A 19,454-nucleotide genomic window follows, 5' to 3' on the forward strand; every position below is an offset into this window, starting at 1 on the left:
TTTGCACAATCTATATTGTTTAACCCTAAGGGCTAATTCGTTCTGTACGGTGTAGTAATAAATTTTCACCTCCACATTCACTGCACTTTTCATTGCCACATTTAAATTCTATAAACACACTAAATTTGGGGCGACAATGAAAAATCTATTTTTATTCGGTGCTATGACAGTGATAGGAGTGGTGAACACACAGTCTGTCTTTGCGCATACTCCACCGCCAAAACCACCGGTTAGAAACAATCAGCCTGCAACCGCACTTGATAACGAACTGTCGCAGCTCATTGCTGAGCAAGGGTTAACTGGGCGCGTTCCCGGTGCACGCCAACTGCCACGCATCTCTGAGCCGGTGGCACAGCTAGGCATGCAACTGTTTTTTAGCAAAGCACTAGGTGGCGAAAAGTCAGTGGCCTGTGCCAGCTGTCATGATCCAAGACTAGGCGGGGCAGATGGACTTTCGTTGGCTATTGGCACGAACGCGGTGAATAGCAATGTTATTGGGCCTAACCGACGAGCCGTTAACGACGAAATCAATATTCCTCGTAATTCGCCGACGATTTTTAACACCGGCTTTGCCACCAAGTCGTTGTTTTGGGATGGTCGTGTAGAGCGTGTTACTATCACCGATGAACAAGGAAACGAAACCAGCTTTATTAGTACCCCAGACTCAGGATTTAACCAACCAGACCCACTAGCTGGTGAAACTCTCGTCAGTACACTTGCGCGTTTTCCCGTTACCTCTAAAGAAGAAATGCGCGGCGAAGCGTTTGCAACCGCAACCACCAATGAACAAGTAAGAACACACTTAGCACAGCGCATTGGTGACTATGGAGCAGAACAAGGCAGTTTGGCGACAAATGATTGGCTACAAGCTTTCCGCGAAGCTTTTAACTCACAAGCCGATGCGCAAACGCTGATCACCTTTGACAACATCGCTTTTGCACTCGGTGAATATCAGTCTTCATTTGTGATGATCAACACCGACTGGCACCGTTATGTGCGAGGGGACCTTGGTGCGTTAACGGAGCAACAAAAACGCGGCGCGAAGCTTTTCTTCACGCCTGTTGCTGATGGCGGTGCAGGTTGCGTTGCCTGCCATAGCGGCGAACGCTTTACCAATGATGGTTTTTTTAATTTGGCATTCCCACAATATGGGATTGGTAAAGACGGTGAGCATGCTGATATTGGCCGCGCAGCCATTGATCCTCAATCGAGGAACCGCTTTGCGTTTAGAGTACCGAGTTTGCTTAATGTTGCTTTGACCGCGCCTTATAGCCACGCAGGTGCTTACGAAAGTCTTGAGCAGGTGGTCGCCCATTACTCAAATCCAGAGCAAGCAGTAGAGCAATTCTTTCAACGTGGCGGAGCTTGTGGCTTAAAGCAGTTTGCCTTGAGCGCCGAGTGTGACACACTAAACCAAAACGCCAGAGAAAACAGCGAAGCCGCACTGGAATTGTTGCGCCAATCACCGTTTGTCGCAGCGGATTTAACCCCAACGCAACAACAAGAGCTGGTGGCATTTTTACAGGCACTAACCGATAAATGTGCCACAGATGAGCGATGTATCAGAAGGTGGTTACCAAAACGTAGAACCCCAGATCCTGATAACTTGCGCTTGCGTGCACAACGTCCTTTAGGTGGGTAAATATAAAGTATGAAACTGACCATTCGTGTCAAACTGCTACTTGTTATTCTTATCGCCAACACCGCTTTGGTGTTGGCTATTTATGTTGCAAATAAACTCGCGTTCGAAAAAAGCTTTTCTCAATATGTAGAGAACACTTCAAGAGTTGAGCTGCAAGAAATCGTTGTATTAGTCTCACAAACCTACGAGAAACATGGCAATCTAAACTGGGTTTATAAAAACTCACCCGATTGGGAAAACATCGTACGCCAATTTTATGGTGCTCAACAGCTGCCTCCGCGCAACGAAAGGTATGAGCGTCGCCCGCCACCTAGACCTCGCTTTGAGGATCAACAACATCGGCCACCAAGGCAACGTCCTAGACCAGGGCCTAGAGGTGAACGAAAACGTTTATTACTTAAGGATGCACAAGGAAACTTGGTGATGGGAAACAAACAAAATAGTAAAGACTCACTATGGTTTCCTGTTTACGAAAATGAGCACCTTGAGAATGCACAACACGATAAAGTGATTGCTTATCTCGGAGTCGAAGCCAGTGGTTTGATCCGCAATGAGTTTGACCAATTATTTGCCCAGCAACAACAGCGTCAATTTATTTTAATTGCCGTCATAGCCCTGTTAGTTACGGTGATCATCGCCATTCCCTTTAGTAAATATTTGGTCACGCCCATTATCCAACTTAGGCGCAACGCGAAACTACTTGCTCAAGGTAACTTCGAAGCCCATACGGAGATCAGCAGCAAAGACGAGCTCGGTTTACTCGCCAGAGACATGAACCGATTGGCGGATACTTTGGCCCAAAACCAAACAGCAAGACAGCAATGGATAGCGGATATTTCTCACGAGCTGCGTACGCCCATCGCTGTGATCCGGGCTGAACTCGAAGGCATGATTGATGGCGTGATTAACAGTGATCCCGAACAACTACAATCCTTACACGAAGAAATTCAGCGCTTAACTCGCTTAGTCGATGACTTGCATCAACTTTCTCTTTCCGATAGAGGCTCACTCAGTTACAACATGGCCAAACATAATTTGCATGACATCCTTAGCCGGACTTTTGCAAAATGCAGCCACCAGCTCGAGCTAAGCCACTTTCAGGTACATTTACAGTGTGATACTGGACTTACAATTGACTGTGATGAACAACGCCTTGGCCAACTGTTTGATAATCTTCTACAAAATACCATACGCTATACCGATTCTTCACAAGCTCAACCAGGAACAATTGACGTCAGCGTAAACCATACTGGAGCCATAACCACCATTTATTGGCAAGACAGTGCACCCACAGTTCCCGAAGACCAAATTGATAAGCTTTTTGACCGGCTATATCGGGTAGACAAACACCGTAACAGAGCCTCAGGGGGATCTGGATTAGGGCTCGCTATTTGCCAAAGTATTGCTGAAGCACATAACGGAAATATCAGCGCACACTTGAGTGACTTGGGAGGTCTCGCTATTATGATTGAACTGAGACGCTAAATGGACATTTCGGGTGCCAAACAAACATATTTTGATCGTAGAAGACGAGCCAAAACTGGCTGATATTCTTAGTAAATATTTAGCTCAAGCTGAATTCACCAGCCATTGTGTACACGATGGTGCAGAGGCGGAACCCGCATTCAAACAACAACAACCCGCGCTTATTCTTCTCGATTTAATGCTGCCCAACGTGGATGGCATTGAAATTTGCAGACGTATTCGTGCCTATTCTACCGTTCCCATCGTGATGATCACCGCCAAAGTCGAAGAAGTAGACCGGTTGTTGGGGCTTGAGATTGGCGCTGATGACTATATTTGTAAACCTTATAGTCCCAAAGAAGTCGTGGCGCGTGTTAAAGCCATTTTGCGTCGAGTTTCATTGGATGAGCAAGGTAAATTAAGTGAGACCGAAAGTAAGCTCAAATTAGACGAAGAGACCCTGTTTGTATCATTTCTAGGCGAGCAAATCTCTCTCACCCATGTTGAATTTATGCTGCTTAAGGCTATGTATGGTCGCCCTTGTAGAATTTACAGCCGAGATGCGTTGATGGACCATATTTATGATGGTAGTCATATCGTCAGTGACCGAACCATTGATAGCCATATAAAAAACATCCGTAAAAAGCTTAGTAGCATTGCGCCACAACAAGAGTTTATTCACTCCGTTTATGGTGCTGGCTATAAATTTGAAGCACAACAGAAAAAAGCCTAGATACCTAAAAGCTGTGGTAGCTTACCCCACAGCTTTTATAACTCGTATTATTGTTCAACGGGTTCAAGTGCTGATTCAGAAAACTTTACACCTTGCCAACCAAACTTAATAAAGTTACGTATATTGCCATGATCGGAACCCTCTGGATTTTGCAATACATCTTCACGATAATAGCGCCCAAAACAGTGTAACGTTGCTTGCTCCGACAACTCATGTAGCTGAGCAAAGGCGAATATTTTACACGATCCTTGATTTGTTCCCGCTTCACTGTGCTGCTCACCGCAGCTAAACGCCACGGGTGTAAAGTGGTAGAGTTGATCAATCAACGCAATCGATTGTTCAAATTCAACACGTTCGCCCTCTTCTTTCAGCTGCGTAATAAAAGCATGGAGTGTGACTTGTTGTTCTTGTGGCATAATTGTTCCTCAGGTTAAATGCTTACAATATCACTTTTCACAATTGAGCTATTATCCCAATCAAAATTTATTCTTCCGGTATTGGAATAGCGTTAGTTAAGCCAATGTAACTAAAGGACTTGTGCTAAACTAAAGAGACGGACGTTAAATAGCATTTTAATTTGGAGATTTCGAACCCGAGTGAGTAGAGCACAGCTAAGCCAAGACGAAAACCTATCTTTTAAGGTCCACTATCAACTTCTTCCCAAAGAAACAAATCAACTCGACCTGTACTTTTCTATCCCAACCGATATGGGTATCAACGCGGAAACATTAAATGAGACCGATTTCTTTACCGCAAACATAAAAAGCCACAGTGCCTATTACTCAGAGCAACTTCATTTACCGCTGGTTCGCAGTCGATTTATCAGTCAAAGCAAAGGGCAAAAAACAGGCTATCGGGTCAATTTAAACCTGTTTTGCTACCAGATCCGCATTGCCCTTGATGCCGACGTGAAAGCCACCTTGCAGCTCAAAGAACCCGATACATTTTTCCCAGCAGCGGCAGAGTTAGTGGAACAAACAACAGGCCTATTGAAAAAGCTGAGGCGCTACACGCCACCGGATAACAAACTGAAATCCTACTTTCAAAATGCAGACAACTACTTAAGTTGGCACACAGAACAAGCGTTTTTAAAACTCCTGTCCAACGGGCCGAAATCCAGTGAATTTACCGAAGAACGAAATGTCGTTATCGAATTCTGTCAACGTGAAAGCCAATATAGAGCGGAGCAAACCTATAACTCTCAGGTCACATTAGACGACCCAAACCGAATTACAAACAAAATGAAGTTGCTTGAAAGACTGATTGAATACGGCGTGGTGTTTACCAAAGAAACGATTGATCTTAGTAGCCATTTGAAGCGCTTAGTAAAGGGCTTAGTGACTGGCGTGATCATGGCTTTTGTGATGTTTATTGTGCTTAATGCGCGTTCTAACTTTGAAGAAATAACGGTGGCTTTAATAGCGCTACTCGGTGTCATTTATGGACTTCGAGAGATATTTAAAGAAGACCTAACGCAATGGGCATGGCGCTTGATCCAACGAGGCCGTCCTAAGTGGCGTAACAAATTCAAAAATTCAGTGACTGATACCCTGATTTGTTCTCAAACCATTTGGCTTGAGCATATTCGTAAAAAAGATCTTCCGCACGACGTGGTAAAGCTGCTAAAAAAACGCAGACAACAAAACAAGCAAGCTGCTAACTTGATGCACTTTAGTTGTAAAAATCAGGTCTACATCGATGAATTTTTACCCGGCTATGACGAAGTTCAACAGCGAATTACCTTCAATATGGCGTCGTTTGTACGCTACCTAAAAAAAGGTGCTGGCAAGCTTTATACCCTAGATGGTCAAAAAGTGTCTAAAAAATCGGTAGAACGGCGCTATCAAATTAATCTGGTCCTGCGATTTACATCCGAACAAGGCATTCAGCTAGAGCGATACAAATTAACCATGAACCGCTCTGAGATTGTCGCCATTGAATTGATGGAAGATGATTCGAATTCGTCTTAATATCAAATTGTTAAAGAAGATTTGGCAAACGAGTCATGTTTTATTCAAGCACTTGAAAAACCGACCAAATGTGGTACTAATAACGATACAAACGCCGTTGTTTGATTGAAAAATTCAAATCTAATTATGAGATAAGAATATTAATGGAAGCACTCTTCAGCCACTACACATCCGCTTTCGACGCTTTTGATGCCAAAGCGATAGCAAGTTTATACCGATTGCCTTGTGCCATTGCTGACGCCGATGGTGTTCAGGTGTATTCGGAAAAAGACACGCTTATTCAGAAGTTTTCAGCCAACTGCGAGAAAATGCGGGATTTTGGCTATCAATCGGCTGAATTCAACATTGTTGATGTTCAGGTTCTCAGCGACACGCAAAATACCGTAACGCTAGAATGGCGTATTCATACTAAAGGCGCGCACATCGACTTTCACACTTTGTATCTATGCCACAAAGTTGAAAACCAATGGCGCATTTTTAGCGCCAATGTCTATCCGGGCAGCTTTAATAAACCAGTCTAAATCTTTCAAGCGAGCACCACATATTCACTTGTAACAATTAAACGTTGCTTTGGGCATTTTTGATGTTTTTAGCCCCTTGCTCTTTGAGAGTAAAAAAGGAAATAATTAATATGGAAACTAACTCTAAATTCGTTACCACTGTAGCATGGATATTTATTCTCTTATCTGGCTACTTCTCGTTTGCTTCACTCTTTCAAGTCGTCATTATCTCGATGACACCATTGGGTAGCGCGTTTTCTGAACTTTCTCACGATGAATTTATCATCCCATTACTAGAATATGTCCCAGCACTTGTTTATGTCTTTTTCGCGCTATGGGTCATAACGCTTATTTCATCCGTGAAGTTACTACAGCGAAAAAACTGGGCTAGGGTTACCTTTATTTCGTTACTGTCACTCGGCATTATTTGGCAGATAGTCAGAGTCATCTTGCAGTTTGTAATGATCTCTCAAATGCCTGATGGTAAGGGAATAGGTGACTTTGCGAATATCATGGTGTTTTTCTTTTGGCTAAATACGGCTTTTGCCATGGGTGTATCTGGCGTATTAGTGTGGATTATCAAGCGCTTGCTATCACCAAAAATTGTTAAAGAATTCTCAATGGGAAAATCAGAATAGTTAACCTCAGCTGCGGATAAGAGTTTTGAGATTAGTCAGGCGTAGCAACAAAAATAGACTGTTTTTGTTGCTAGAGCGTGTTGATCTTTGCTGTTTGATTTTTGTTACCCTCAGTGGGTTTTGAGCGTGGCGCTCGACTTGCCGCCTAGTAATCTAAGCAAAAGTTGAGCAACAATGCACAAAGCGCACTGAGGTGAACCTGAAGGGCAGCGCTTGATTGGCACTTCTACTACGTAATCGCCTGACTCACATAGAATCACTATGCTACGCAAGCTCTGCCTTGTATAAATACCAATCAAACTGCTGCAAATACAAACTTGAAAGATCAACACGCTCTAGTAGCCGCGATTATTGTTTTTTCGCCCCGTGGCGAACCATATCTTTGCCGTTTTCAAACACTTCTTGCGTCACCCAACGACCGAGCAATAATTTATGATTATCGTCAAGTACAGCAACAAATGGACGTCCATCACTGTTATTCGTCGCCAGTGCTAAACCTGCGACATTTTCTAACCCCAAACCACCATTTTCTACCAATAATAGAAATGACTCTAGTTCCTCAAGTGTTTCGATTATGTCGTTATCTTTAATCATTATGCCCTACTCAATTGGCCTAAAAGGCGAAGCATAGCAGGTAAGTAAAATCAGGTGAACCCAGTGGCTGCTTGAAGCTCTTAGCCGTTAGCCTTTCACGATAAAAACTCTCAATAATGAACGTCTATATTTCAACATGTTGAATAGTGTAAGAAACCGACCATTACTTTTACACTTTTTATCTATCGCATAACAGTATGTTGTCGCTTCGACTAGTAATCTACGTCCCATATATTGAAACGTATCAATAAAGGGATCACACTATGAAATTGGCGTTTAACACTTTGGCACTAGCCATATCTGCAAGTTTAGTTCTCAGCGGTTGTAACAACGATTCTGATAATCGCCCCCCCATAGAAAAAGCAGAAGGGACTTGGCATCAAGTCGGTTACGGAAAGCTTCTGGTGATAGATGAAAACCGAGTGAAAACACTCGAGTTTAATTCAAATCACTGCATACTCACCGGTGATTTCTCGCATCTTGAAACAAAAGAGCGATTTCCTGATATTGTTAGATTCGGAGATATACTTTGGATAAAGGAACAAGGCTCAACAACAAACACCGAATTTGTTACGAAAGCACGAAAGCCAGAACAATGTAATTCACCACTTACGATAGGTGACCATACAACACCAACTGATGTATTCGAATACTTTTGGCATGCATTTAATGACTACTATGCCTTTTTCGAGTTAAGAGGCGTTGACTGGAAAACGCAACGTCAAGTATTTAGACCTCTTATTACTGATGATATGAGCGATGAAGCACTATTTGATGTGCTCAGTGAAATGGTTGCGCCACTGCAAGATGCCCATGTTTCTATTAAAGCTGGTGATAGTGAATTTTTCACCATGAAACCCAGCCCGATTTTACGTAGTGCCGAAGGCGAAGCCAAATCTTACCTTCGTTTTGGTTATGACGTTGATACGATGGAAGTTGTCGAAGAGTTTTTCGAAGACTACGAGGAAACCGCAGCAAGCTATATCACCGAACAAAGCTATAAAAGCTTTCCTGAAGGAGACGACCTAAAAACCTTAATCTGGGGTAAAACCGAGGACAATATCGGCATCATAGTGATCAACAATATGGCCGAATATGCCAACGATCCTGAGGCGAGCGAAAGTGCACAACTCGCTGCAGCCAAAGCTCGCTTTGACGCAATTATGCAAGAGCTACAAGACACGGATGGCATGATCATCGATATTCGCAACAATTTAGGTGGTGATGACGTCATTTCAATGGCAATTGCGAACCACTTCAACGCTAAAGAGATCATCGCGTTCCAAAAACAAGCCGTTAGTAAATCGGGAAAAAGCATAGCGCAACAACATAAATTACCAGCCAATGCAAATGCATACACGAAACCAGTTTACCTATTAACGAGCCAAATCACAGTCAGTGCAGCCGAAGTGTTTGCCATGGCAATGAAACAGTTACCGCACGTTACGCAAGTCGGAGAAGAAACCTCTGGTGCTTTCTCTGATATCCTCAGTTTTAGACTCCCCAACGGTTGGGAAATTGGGCTATCAAATGAAGTGTATCGCAATGCCCAAGGTGAAGCCTTTGAAAAAGTCGGTTTTCAACCTGACGTAGTGATCCCAGCCTATACCAGTTTAGAAACTGATTTGCAGCGCTTTGCGACCTACGATTACGCGCTAAAACAGCTAGGCAAACAAACTTATCCATCTATCGATATCGTGACATTTGAACATCAGGTTAATGACTTAATGGCACAAAGTGGGCTTCCCGGTTTAGCTGTTGCAGTTATCCAAAATGGAAAACTGAAGTACAGCAATGGATTTGGTTCAGCAGATGAGAAAAACACTCCGGTTACGGCGAATACACCGTTTTATCTTGCGTCGGTTAGTAAAACCATGGTCGGTGCAACACTGGCTCATGCGGTTGAAGATAAACTGATTAATTTGGATGAGCCAATCGCACCAATTTTGCCATTTACTTTGAAAGCCATTTCAGCACAAGACACGCCTATCACCTTTGCTCACCTAGTTACGCATACCAGTGGCATCGTAGACGCAAGCCCCGCCTACACTTGCTCTTATTATCTGCACGAGACACAACAGAATATGAATGATGCCCTGCTTGGCTCTAATTTGTGTGACGAACAAATCAACCCAGATCTTGGGACATATTTGCGGGATTACTTAAGCGAATCTGGACGCAACTATCAGGAGATCAATTTTACCAGTCAGTACGACTATGAAACCGGTGAAATATACGTTTATTCTAATATCGCTACAGCACTCGCGGCATATGCATTAGAAATAAAGGCACAAAAACCGTTCACAACCTTGGTAGATGACTATATTTTTGCACCGCTAGCGATGCAAAACAGTTACTGGGGTGTGGGTAAAACAGCGGATAATGTTGCCACTCGCTTTGTTTATTCACCTGATGATGAGCAGCTGCTTGCTATGCCTGATTATGGTGCGATTACCTATCCAGATGGCTCAGCAATTTCAACCGTTAACGATCTTGCAAAATATCTAATCGCCAGTATGAATGAAGGCAAACTCGGTGGGCACCAATTGCTTTCAAAAGCCGCAGTGTCAGACATGTTAAGTCCGCAAACTGAAGTGCCAGTTCCCAGTAGAGATATTGGCTATTTTTGGGAGCTAGATGGAAGCTTAATCCACCATGATGGCTCAGATCCCGGTGTGATATCACAAATGATTGGTGACACCAAAACCAAAAATGGCGTGATCCTGCTGAGTAATGGTGATGACAATCATGACCCACACTATGAAGCTTTTGTGATTATTCAGCAATTAGCACTACAGCTAGCCAATACAAAATAAATAATAATGAACAATGCGGTGTGATAAACACCGCTATTTAAAAAATATAAAAACACGGTTTAATTGCTGGTGAGAAATTAAACCGTGCAATTTAGGCAACCTCAATTAAAAAAACTCTTAAATACAAAAACTTACAAACAAAACCAATTCAACACTATACAAACAAACCAAATTTCAATTCCAAAAAATAACAAGCAGAAAATAAATAATTCAAACAAACCACCAACAAAAACAGGAATATTTAATTAACTTCAACAATAAGCCTAAAGCACCCCACAAAAGTACCGATAACAGGATCAAATGTAATTAAACCTTTTCGGAGATTATTCTGTGGCCTTATACGTTAATACCAACGTCAGTTCTTTGAATGCACAAAGACAGCTTTTAAATTCAGGTAACACGCTAGATACATCATTTAAACGTCTTTCTTCAGGTTTTCGTATTAATAGTGCTGCGGATGACGCGGCCGGTTTACAAATATCAAACCGCTTAGACTCACAAATTCAAGGTTTAAACCAAGGTAACCGTAACGCTAATGACGGCTTATCACTTGCACAAACCGCTGAAGGCGCGATGGACGAAATCACGTCAATGTTACAGCGCATGAGAACGCTTGCGCAGCAGGCTGCTAATGGCTCAAACACGGGCGCAGATAGACTCGCGCTGCAAGAAGAAGCAATCCAACTGAAAGAAGAAATCAACCGTATTGCCAAAGACACCACATTTGGTGGTCAAAACTTATTAGACGGTACGTATGATGCCAGTTTTCAGGTCGGAGCCGATGCAGTTCAGACTATTTCCTTTACTATGAAAGATGTGAAGGGAAATACCTTGACCGCGAATGGTGGCTTCACTTTTTCAGGTATTGCGATGATAGCTTCGACCATTACAGGAAGAGCGCTTGGCGAGGAAACGGTAGGGTTAACAAAAGTAACAGGACTCTCAACCGATGGTTCTGGCACTGCTTTCTACGGTTATGACGTCATGTTTGGCGCGATGAACCCGGTAACTGGTGATATTTCCCTTTCCAGTCAAAAACATGCCCAAACCGTATTCGCAGCGATCGATGGACTTATTTCTGTTGTTGATAAAAAGCGTGCGGAGCTAGGTGCAGTGCAAAACCGTTTTCAGTCTACGATCCGTAACCAGTCGAATATTTCTGAAAACCTATCAGCGGCGAAGTCACGCATCAAAGATACTGACTTTGCTCAAGAGACCGCGAAGTTAACCAAGGCGCAAATTTTACAGCAAGCAAGTCAGTCAATTTTGAGTCAGGCAAATCAGCGTCCACAAGCAGCCTTAAGCTTGCTTGGTTAATAAACTAACTTTGCTCCCTTTATCCAATTATGGGTTGCCTGATAACTTGCTGTCTATTGGCAACCCATTTTGCATTTTTGAACTAAACCTATTTGTCGTGCAAACCCCACGGCAATATTTTTTTTGTTGAATACATCAAAACTTTCAATTTGGATAATTCACAAAAACAAAATACTGTTAAAGTAAAATTTACCTAAAAATGATACATAAATGTATATAACTGAATTTTAAAACAAGAAAAACAGAACGAGAAATAACATAAAACCCATATAAAACATACAATTAAAGGAAGAAGTAACGAAACCTTTTGTCCCAACACCCCATTAAGAATATTACACCACGAAAAAATCTAAAAACAGAAATATTTAATTAATTTCAATGATTTACTAAAGATAGCAGCAAAAGTACCGATATTAGGATCGCACTAGAATTTTTATATGGAGATAAACCCAATGGCTTTATATGTAAATACCAACGTCAGCTCTTTGAATGCGCAAAGACAATTGATGAACTCAGGCAATACACTCGATACGTCATTTAAAAGACTTTCGTCTGGTTTTCGTATTAACAGTGCTGCTGATGATGCAGCAGGTTTACAAATTTCAAATCGCTTAGACTCACAAATCCAAGGCTTAAACCAAGGTAACCGTAACGCCAACGACGGTTTATCGCTGGCACAAACTGCGGAAGGAGCGATGGACGAAGTGACGTCAATGTTGCAACGCATGCGAACCCTTGCTCAGCAAGCTGCGAACGGTTCTAACACTGATGCTGATAGGCTTTCTCTACAAGAAGAGGCTGTACAGCTAAAAGAAGAAATAAACCGTATCGCTAAAGACACCACATTTGGCGGTCAGAACCTATTGGACGGCAGTTACGATGCCAGCTTTCAAGTAGGTGCTGATGCGGTGCAAACCATCTCTTTTAGCATGAGAGATGTAAAAGGTAACTCGTTAACAGCCAACGGTGGCTTCACTTTTACTGGCTTAGCAGCTATTGCTACTGGTATTTCAGGCAAAAAGCTCTCTGAAGATTTAACAGGTATATCAAATGTATCTGGTGGAGGTGCTGCGGGTGGATACGGTTATAGTAAGTTAGTGCATTCAGGAACTAATGAAATTTCTCTGTCTTCACAAGCTAACGCACAACAGATGATGGCCGCGATGGATGGTTTAATAGCCGTTGTTGATAAAAAGCGTGCTGAGCTGGGTGCAGTACAAAACCGTTTTCAGTCTACTATTCGTAACCAATCGAATATTTCTGAAAACTTATCAGCGGCTAAATCACGTATCAAAGATACTGACTTTGCTCAAGAAACTGCAAAATTAACCAAAGCGCAAATTTTACAGCAGGCCAGTCAGTCAATTCTGAGCCAAGCGAATCAGCGCCCTCAGGCTGCATTGAGCTTGTTAGGTTAATACCTTTGAAATAACTCCGCTTTACCCATTCATAGGTTGCCAAACCATACCCCATTTATCTTGGCAACCTATTTTGGCACGAGACATACCTTCGCTATATCAACACACTCTAAAGCCTGACGTGATTCAGTTACAGCTTCCATTGAAGTTGCTTTGCTAAAAAGAAGTCCAGAAACGCTTTCACCTTAGGCTGAGGATGCCTAACGTTATGATAATACGCGTATACACCCACACCTTTAACCCAGTAATCTTCCATAATCGGTTGCAATTGATTGTTTGAGATCGCCGCTGTTATTTCTTCACTATCACTGCTCGCGTTAATAATTCCGAGCCCAGAAATAGCCAAATCAATCAACCCGACGACCGTTGCAACTTTTTGTTTAAGCAATTTATACACAGGCTTTTGATCATGAAGCATCAACACGTTTGAAGGTTGATTGTGTAGGTAACCAACCACATAATGTTGCTCCAAGTCGTCTAACTGAACGGGTACACCATGTTCTTGCAGGTATTGCGGTGAGGCATATAGAGCAAGCGTAGTGTGAAACAAAGCACGGCGCTTTAAACTCGGAAATTTGTCACCCAGATAGCCGCTCACCCCCCAAAAAATATCGTAATCATCTTCATTGATATCAAGCACGGTCTCTTTGATATCGAGTTCCAATTTCAACTCTGGATACTTAACACAAAATTCAGATAGCCAAGGAAGTACGGTCCCTTGCATAAATTCATTATTGTGTGCAACAACCTTAATCGTGCCTTGAATTCTATTTGCAGCCGACGCTAACCAATTGTCCATTTCGTGATGTGCAGCAATGACTTTTTTCGCTTCATCCTCAAACGCTTTGCCAAATTCACTTAAATATAACTTACGACCACTACGCTCAAAAAGTGGTTGTCCAAGCTGCGTCTCAAGATTGCTCATTTGTTTGCTCATCGCCATTACGGTGAGGGACTTTACTTCAGCAGCTTTGCTAATGCCGCCGTGTTTTGCCACCAGCAAAAACGAATGCAACAGGTCATTTTTCAGCATTGATAAACCAAAAGTTTAATAACTATAAAAATAAAGAATATTTTTTTAATTTGGATATGTCCATACACTGTGTTCAATAAAAAATAAGGAACAACAAAATGAGCGTTGAAATATTATTACTCGTCTGGATTATTGGCTGGCTTATCTACGAATTAGCCAACCAAAATAAGGACAAAACACGATTATTGGCTGGCCAAACAACCAAGCTTAAAATATACAAAAGCACGATACTTACCCTCTGGCTTCCAACCATTTTACTGTTAATTCACCTCGCGACCGGTGGTATCAGTATGACCCAGCTAGGACTCGTACATTCTTGGCAGTTGACAACATTTATCGGTTGGTTGGGATGTTTAGTCATTCTCAGTTACTTTGTTTTTTCTTTGCATTCCATACAGCAAAACCAGTCCCAACACCCAAAACTCCGAGCCCAATTTGAGCCGATAGCTTGGATAATGCCGAGCACGAAAGTAGAACGAAACTGGTTCATCTTTGGCACATCTCTAACCGCGGGGATCTGTGAAGAGCTACTATTTAGAGGGTTCTTGCTACACGTTTTGGGCCAATCGCTTGGGACCTTACCAGCACTATTTATCTCTAGTCTGGTGTTTGGTTTATTTCATTTTTATCAGGGCTGGCAAGGGATAGTCAAAACGGGATTGTTCGGCCTTATTCTGGCTTTAATTTATCTTTGGACGGGATCATTATGGGTTGTCATTGCTCTGCACTTTGTTTGGGATGCCTACGCCGGTCAACTATTTTATCTGGTTGAAAAAAGCGCTAAAGAATAAGTATTTAACCTTAACTGCAAATAAGCCAATTGATTCAACCAGTAATAATATAAAGAAGCAGGAATTACTACAAAGTTCCTGCTTCTCAAAGGTAATAACAACAATATGTTCTAGCTTCCCGTGGACTTTTTCGCATCCTTATCGATAATCAGTGATGTTTGCTTTTGCCAAGTAAGCAGACCTAAATTAATGGGCACATCAGCTTCATCCGCCATTTTATACAGCGCTTTGATTTGCTTTTGCTCAAACTCTCGGGTGAATGAGGCCAAATGCAACTCCATCCAGCTTTCTATTGAGTCCGTTTTATTAAACTGTTCAGGCTTTTCCAATACCTCTTTATTCAGTGTCTTCCAGATATCGGCTTGTACTTGAGGGGGCTTTTCTTTGATATGTTCAATGGTGTCTTCCATCCACCCCATTCCTTGATTTTCAAAAGCATTGATCAGCTGACTGTACAAACGCTGCCGTTCAGAATCATCGGGAAGAGAATCGGTTAAAAACACATGTCCACCTTCGGTGCTTTTATAAGCACTGGTGTGCTCATCGATATCCAGCTGTTGGCTAACATACGAAAATACATTGTTCTCGCTTAGTTCGTCTGCGCTACTCAGCATTTCTATAAAAGGCTGGTGATCGTTTTTCTTAATCACCATCGCCATATCAAGAATGCCCTTGCTTTGATCATAGGGGCTTTCTCGCAAATGATGATTAATCTCTTGTAAGTCTTCTTCAGAGAATTTACCACTACTCAACAAATCAACGTATTTATCTACTTGTTTATTATTTTCAAAAGAATATTGCCAAAGTCTTTCTGACTGAGCTGACTTAGAAAAACGATGAAATAACACATTTTCAACACTCCCTCCGGGAAGTAGTAGCTTTGGTACTTGACTTGGTGCCGCAGCTTGTTCTTTTTCAGCGAGTTTAGATAGGGTATTGATGGTATCAACAATTTGCTCTTCAGACATTTGGCTCATTGTAGCGATAAGCTCTTGTGCTTTGTCTTGTGTTTTTTCAATAAAGAAACCCTCGACATTGAACGCCGAGGACATCATATCAACAAACTTATTGAGCGTATCATCGTCCATTTTATCGAGTAAGGTTAGATACTCTTTTGATGGAATATAGTTTCTTAATATTTCGCTTTTGTCTTTGTCCAGACGATCCTGATGCGTTAAAAACGCTTCAATATCATCGAGATCGGTTAACCGACCATATTGATATTTTGGCGGTTCATCAGAACCAGAAAGATCTATGACACGGTATAGCTGCGCTCGCTTTGTGAATTTGATGGTATTAGGATCGTTTTCATAATCAGCGGCTACTTTTTTTCTTAAGACTTCATTTATATCTTCAGTTTCATTTTTTGAGACTGACGTCGTTAAGTTACGCTCAAAATTGAGCATATTGGCGGGTGAGCTGGCTTTAATCTGCATGTTGATATCCTTATGCTGTTAACGCTTCTCTATCGGCAAGTTAGAGATTTTCTTTAATATTCCAACACGCTGTAACGCCGCGTAATCTCTTGTAATTTAAGCAACCTGTTAACTTGACTAGACTTCTCGCAGATTCTGCTAGTAACAGATCCAGCACTAGCAACCAGTGGCTAATCAACAAGTGGCGAGATGCAATATGAATAAGCAAGTAAATAATTTATCCATTCCGAAAAGAAAAACACTGACCCTATCGGCAGAGCAAACCGTTCCACTCATTATCAATGGACAGGGCACAATTAATGTCGTTTTAGCGCAATGTGAACCGCTCCACATAGAGTTTTTTGCAACCGATAGAAAACTTGGGTTAAAACTCACCATCAATAAAAACCAAGCGACACTATATAAACACGAAATCGTCCATCAAGATTTTGGAAAATCCGTTTGGGGTTGGGAAGAACTCGTTTCAGTCAGTAATAATGACATTGCTGAGCAAACAGGAAAACTCAAGCCTGGCCTTAGCGATGACCTTCACAGCCACTACTGGTTGAGCATTGATAGTCTAGCTCCACGCATAATTTACGGAAAGGGTGAGATGCGTCCTGAATTGGCATTATTAACTTACGATGAGGGCTACATTCAAGCAACGAAAGACTCCGAAAATTCATGGCTTCACAGTGTTAAAACGATTGCCGTAAATGGTAATGTTAACAACTCGCTGAGCAGCCTTTGGCGAGATCCTATTGTGGTTAATCCACCGTTGGCCGTGAAGCACTCGGATCAAATCACCATGGACGATGTCGCAAGTTATGAAGCAACCGTTGCAGCAAATTTAACGCCTGCTTGTCAGCAACTTTACGCCAATATTGCAGGCAAGAATTTTCAATTGGACACGCCCGATTTTCCTGAGTTTACCCAAGCCATTAATGCCAGTATTAATGACGAAAATGGTTGGTGCTATAAAACGTTGCGCGAGAAACAATTTGAGTTTGGCGAAACTGGTAATTTAGACGAAACCTATTTACGGATCACCATGGGCGTTAACCAGGGAGATTCACCAGGTATTCCTTACGTAATGGAAATTTGGCCTTGTGGTCATTACTCCCCTATTCACAACCATGCGGATGCCAATGCCATCATCCGTGTGCTAAGCGGCGAAATAACGGTTCGATTGTTTGCCATGCTCGCAACAGATGTCACTACTCCCTTCAAAAAAGCCAAATTTACTAAAGATCAAGTGACTTGGATCTCACCCGGACTTAACCAAACCCACCAATTAAAGAATGAATGCACTATTCAGGCTTGTATCACAATCCAGTGTTATCAGTATTCGCAAAAAAATACCGAGCACTATGAATACTTTGACTATGTAGACGATGATAAAATTGAACCGTTTACCCCTAATTCTGATATGGGCTTTTTGCAATTCAAAGCATTAATGAAAAAAGAGTGGCAGGAAAGAAAATCAAGCGCTAAGAAGGCCATTGATTCTTTAGTGCCAGTTAAATAATCTTTTTTGGCACGGCGCTCTAGAATCATATAAAAGGGTTTTTACCTTCATTACAAGCCACCGAAATATACACGATTAGGTGGCTTTGCTCCCCGCATATTGGCTACGAATTTCACCTTTACTCCCCCAAACCTCATGCTCTTTCCGTTAACCACTACTGTACTCTTACAATTTAACGAGTGTGTACCAAGCACTTATTAAAAGATGAAAAACAATCATTAATTACCGAAAAACGATAATTAATGATTGACTAACAGAACTAAAATACCTAAATTAGATACAAAATTAATCAACAGGGTTGAAGTCATGGATGCTTTTCAAAAATTTATCAAAGCCGAAAGAAAACTAATTAAAGACCACTTATACGTTTTGGTTAGCGCGTCGTTACTAGGGCTTGTATCAGTTGCGTTAATGATAATAGGCCTCGACGAAAGTGATAACGTTTATGCTGAAGTGAAAAGTGCCGTCCAGTTTGGAGCCAGTGGTTTAGTTGCACTTGGCGTACTTACTATTTTTTACCGTTTGCTAAAGAGTTACGAGTTAGGGCAACCTGTATTTTCTCATCTTAGTATTCAGACTTACCTGCTAATCGCCAAAGTAATTATGTTATATGGTTTGGTTGCAAAACCAGCGCTTAGCTTGCTCTTAGAGGCTACATTTTTCGATATAAAAATGACTGTAACTAGCTTTTTTGCCAATGTCGATTTTGTGCTAGCGGTTGCTGGTTATATCCTGCATATATTTTGTGCTCACTGTAAAGTAGCTAAATCAATGGAAGACGAACAAAGGCTAACCATCTAATGGCTATCATCATTAATTTGGATGTGATGCTGGCAAAACGGAAAATGAAATCAGCAGAATTAGCTGAAACGATTGGTATCACCCCACAAAACCTAAGCGTGTTAAAAAGCGGCAAAGCAAAAGCCATTCGCTTTTCAACATTAGAGGCGATATGTGCGACACTACAATGCCAACCCGGAGATATTCTAGAATTTCAACAGGACGAATCATGAAGCAACTACAAGAATTTAACTACAAAGGGCACGTAATCACTATTGAAGGAAATACCCTCGGCCGTGAAATAATAAGAGTTGATGGTGAAATTGTAACTAAAGCATGGCGACTATCTTTTAGCAGTAAGCACACTTTCACATTGGCAGGTGAACTTCTAACCGTCACTATCAGTGCGAACTTCAGTTCCTTCAACAGTGGAGAGTTAACTTGTTGCTTATTGAACAGCCAAGGATTAATCGCATCTAAAACAAAGTCGCTTGCGAAGATATTCAACGGACTATATTGCGAGGAAGTTAAATTCGATAAAGATGAGCGCACATGGAAATCAGAGCTTGAGTTTCCTTGGCAAATAACGAGCTATATTATTGTTTTAATATTGCTTTTAGCGAGCATGGCTTTTGAACGCTTATTTGACACAAGCTGGCCATCAACCATCGCTTTTTATGGCATTTTGATTATCGCGGTTATATCTTGCACTCATCTCGCACGTCTGATTTTCAAGCAGCTATCAGTGTTAAAGCGGGAAAATACTCAACTTGATATTGAGTAGAAAACACAACTATTTAGAAGAAGGCTGATTC

18 protein-coding genes are annotated in these 19,454 nt (G+C 41.7%); 14 read left to right on the plus strand and 4 right to left on the minus strand.

The features are described from left to right. The first annotated feature begins 136 nt into the window (after positions 1–136). From ACSLBF_RS13690 to ACSLBF_RS13700, 3 genes are read left to right on the plus strand one after another with little or no spacing between them, the layout of a single operon-like run. Complete coding sequence (locus tag ACSLBF_RS13690) at positions 137–1,642, plus strand: cytochrome-c peroxidase (RefSeq protein WP_440053913.1); 1,506 nt, start codon at positions 137–139, stop codon at positions 1,640–1,642. 9 nt (positions 1,643–1,651) lie between these two features. After that, positions 1,652–3,127, plus strand: a complete 1,476-nt coding sequence (locus tag ACSLBF_RS13695) for an ATP-binding protein (RefSeq protein ID WP_440053914.1) — start codon at positions 1,652–1,654, stop codon at positions 3,125–3,127. A 13-nt stretch (positions 3,128–3,140) separates the two neighbouring features. After that, positions 3,141–3,839 carry a response regulator gene (locus tag ACSLBF_RS13700; RefSeq protein ID WP_440053915.1) on the plus strand — a complete coding sequence of 233 codons (699 nt, stop codon included), beginning with the start codon at positions 3,141–3,143 and terminating at the stop codon, positions 3,837–3,839. Positions 3,840–3,886: 47 nt separating this feature from the next. Here ACSLBF_RS13700 and ACSLBF_RS13705 read toward each other — a convergent pair whose 3' ends face one another. Next, complete coding sequence (locus ACSLBF_RS13705; protein ID WP_440053916.1) at positions 3,887–4,255, minus strand: HopJ type III effector protein; 369 nt, start codon at positions 4,253–4,255, stop codon at positions 3,887–3,889. Between the two features lie 180 nt (positions 4,256–4,435). Between ACSLBF_RS13705 and ACSLBF_RS13710 the strand changes: the two genes are divergently transcribed. From ACSLBF_RS13710 to ACSLBF_RS13720, 3 genes are all read left to right on the plus strand, one after another. Next, positions 4,436–5,809 carry a hypothetical protein gene (locus ACSLBF_RS13710; protein WP_440053917.1) on the plus strand — a complete coding sequence of 458 codons (1,374 nt, stop codon included), beginning with the start codon at positions 4,436–4,438 and terminating at the stop codon, positions 5,807–5,809. 143 nt (positions 5,810–5,952) lie between these two features. After that, positions 5,953–6,330, plus strand: a complete 378-nt coding sequence (locus tag ACSLBF_RS13715; protein ID WP_440053918.1) for a DUF4440 domain-containing protein — start codon at positions 5,953–5,955, stop codon at positions 6,328–6,330. 110 nt (positions 6,331–6,440) lie between these two features. Further along, on the plus strand, positions 6,441–6,947 hold the full coding sequence (locus ACSLBF_RS13720; protein WP_440053919.1) for a hypothetical protein: 507 nt from the start codon (positions 6,441–6,443) through the stop codon (positions 6,945–6,947). 348 nt (positions 6,948–7,295) lie between these two features. Here the strand turns inward: ACSLBF_RS13720 and ACSLBF_RS13725 are convergent, their stop codons facing one another. After that, positions 7,296–7,541, minus strand: a complete 246-nt coding sequence (locus ACSLBF_RS13725) for a hypothetical protein (protein WP_440053920.1) — start codon at positions 7,539–7,541, stop codon at positions 7,296–7,298. Between the two features lie 263 nt (positions 7,542–7,804). Between ACSLBF_RS13725 and ACSLBF_RS13730 the strand changes: the two genes are divergently transcribed. The 3 genes from ACSLBF_RS13730 (at position 7,805) to ACSLBF_RS13740 (ending at position 13,092) form a co-directional block, all read left to right on the plus strand. After that, complete coding sequence (locus ACSLBF_RS13730; RefSeq protein WP_440053921.1) at positions 7,805–10,357, plus strand: serine hydrolase; 2,553 nt, start codon at positions 7,805–7,807, stop codon at positions 10,355–10,357. A 330-nt stretch (positions 10,358–10,687) separates the two neighbouring features. Further along, complete coding sequence (locus ACSLBF_RS13735) at positions 10,688–11,674, plus strand: flagellin N-terminal helical domain-containing protein (RefSeq protein ID WP_440053922.1); 987 nt, start codon at positions 10,688–10,690, stop codon at positions 11,672–11,674. A 452-nt stretch (positions 11,675–12,126) separates the two neighbouring features. Further along, positions 12,127–13,092 (plus strand): flagellin N-terminal helical domain-containing protein, encoded by a 966-nt coding sequence (locus tag ACSLBF_RS13740; RefSeq protein ID WP_440053923.1) that lies wholly within the window; start codon positions 12,127–12,129, stop codon positions 13,090–13,092. Positions 13,093–13,222: 130 nt separating this feature from the next. On the opposite strand, the gene ACSLBF_RS13745 is transcribed toward ACSLBF_RS13740, so the two are convergent. Then, positions 13,223–14,125 (minus strand): LysR family transcriptional regulator, encoded by a 903-nt coding sequence (locus ACSLBF_RS13745; protein WP_440053924.1) that lies wholly within the window; start codon positions 14,123–14,125, stop codon positions 13,223–13,225. A gap of 98 nt (positions 14,126–14,223) precedes the next feature. On the opposite strand from ACSLBF_RS13745, the gene ACSLBF_RS13750 reads away from it, so the two are divergent. Further along, positions 14,224–14,916: a CPBP family intramembrane glutamic endopeptidase gene (locus tag ACSLBF_RS13750; protein WP_440053925.1), complete on the plus strand. Its 693-nt coding sequence runs from the start codon at positions 14,224–14,226 to the stop codon at positions 14,914–14,916. Between the two features lie 110 nt (positions 14,917–15,026). Here ACSLBF_RS13750 and ACSLBF_RS13755 read toward each other — a convergent pair whose 3' ends face one another. Beyond that, positions 15,027–16,352 (minus strand): hypothetical protein, encoded by a 1,326-nt coding sequence (locus ACSLBF_RS13755; protein WP_440053926.1) that lies wholly within the window; start codon positions 16,350–16,352, stop codon positions 15,027–15,029. A 196-nt stretch (positions 16,353–16,548) separates the two neighbouring features. On the opposite strand from ACSLBF_RS13755, the gene ACSLBF_RS13760 reads away from it, so the two are divergent. The 4 genes from ACSLBF_RS13760 to ACSLBF_RS13775 all read left to right on the plus strand — a co-directional run bounded on the left by ACSLBF_RS13760 (position 16,549) and on the right by ACSLBF_RS13775 (position 19,423). Continuing rightward, positions 16,549–17,859 (plus strand): cysteine dioxygenase, encoded by a 1,311-nt coding sequence (locus tag ACSLBF_RS13760; RefSeq protein WP_440053927.1) that lies wholly within the window; start codon positions 16,549–16,551, stop codon positions 17,857–17,859. A 306-nt stretch (positions 17,860–18,165) separates the two neighbouring features. Further along, positions 18,166–18,660: a hypothetical protein gene (locus ACSLBF_RS13765; RefSeq protein WP_440053928.1), complete on the plus strand. Its 495-nt coding sequence runs from the start codon at positions 18,166–18,168 to the stop codon at positions 18,658–18,660. Further along, positions 18,660–18,872 (plus strand): helix-turn-helix domain-containing protein, encoded by a 213-nt coding sequence (locus ACSLBF_RS13770; RefSeq protein ID WP_440053929.1) that lies wholly within the window; start codon positions 18,660–18,662, stop codon positions 18,870–18,872. The genes ACSLBF_RS13765 and ACSLBF_RS13770 overlap by 1 nt, the downstream gene beginning before the upstream one ends. Next, positions 18,869–19,423 (plus strand): hypothetical protein, encoded by a 555-nt coding sequence (locus ACSLBF_RS13775; RefSeq protein WP_440053930.1) that lies wholly within the window; start codon positions 18,869–18,871, stop codon positions 19,421–19,423. The genes ACSLBF_RS13770 and ACSLBF_RS13775 overlap by 4 nt, the downstream gene beginning before the upstream one ends. Positions 19,424–19,454: the final 31 nt, after the last annotated feature.

The organism is Pseudoalteromonas sp. T1lg65 (assembly GCF_051930985.1).
GTDB lineage: Bacteria > Pseudomonadota > Gammaproteobacteria > Enterobacterales > Alteromonadaceae > Pseudoalteromonas.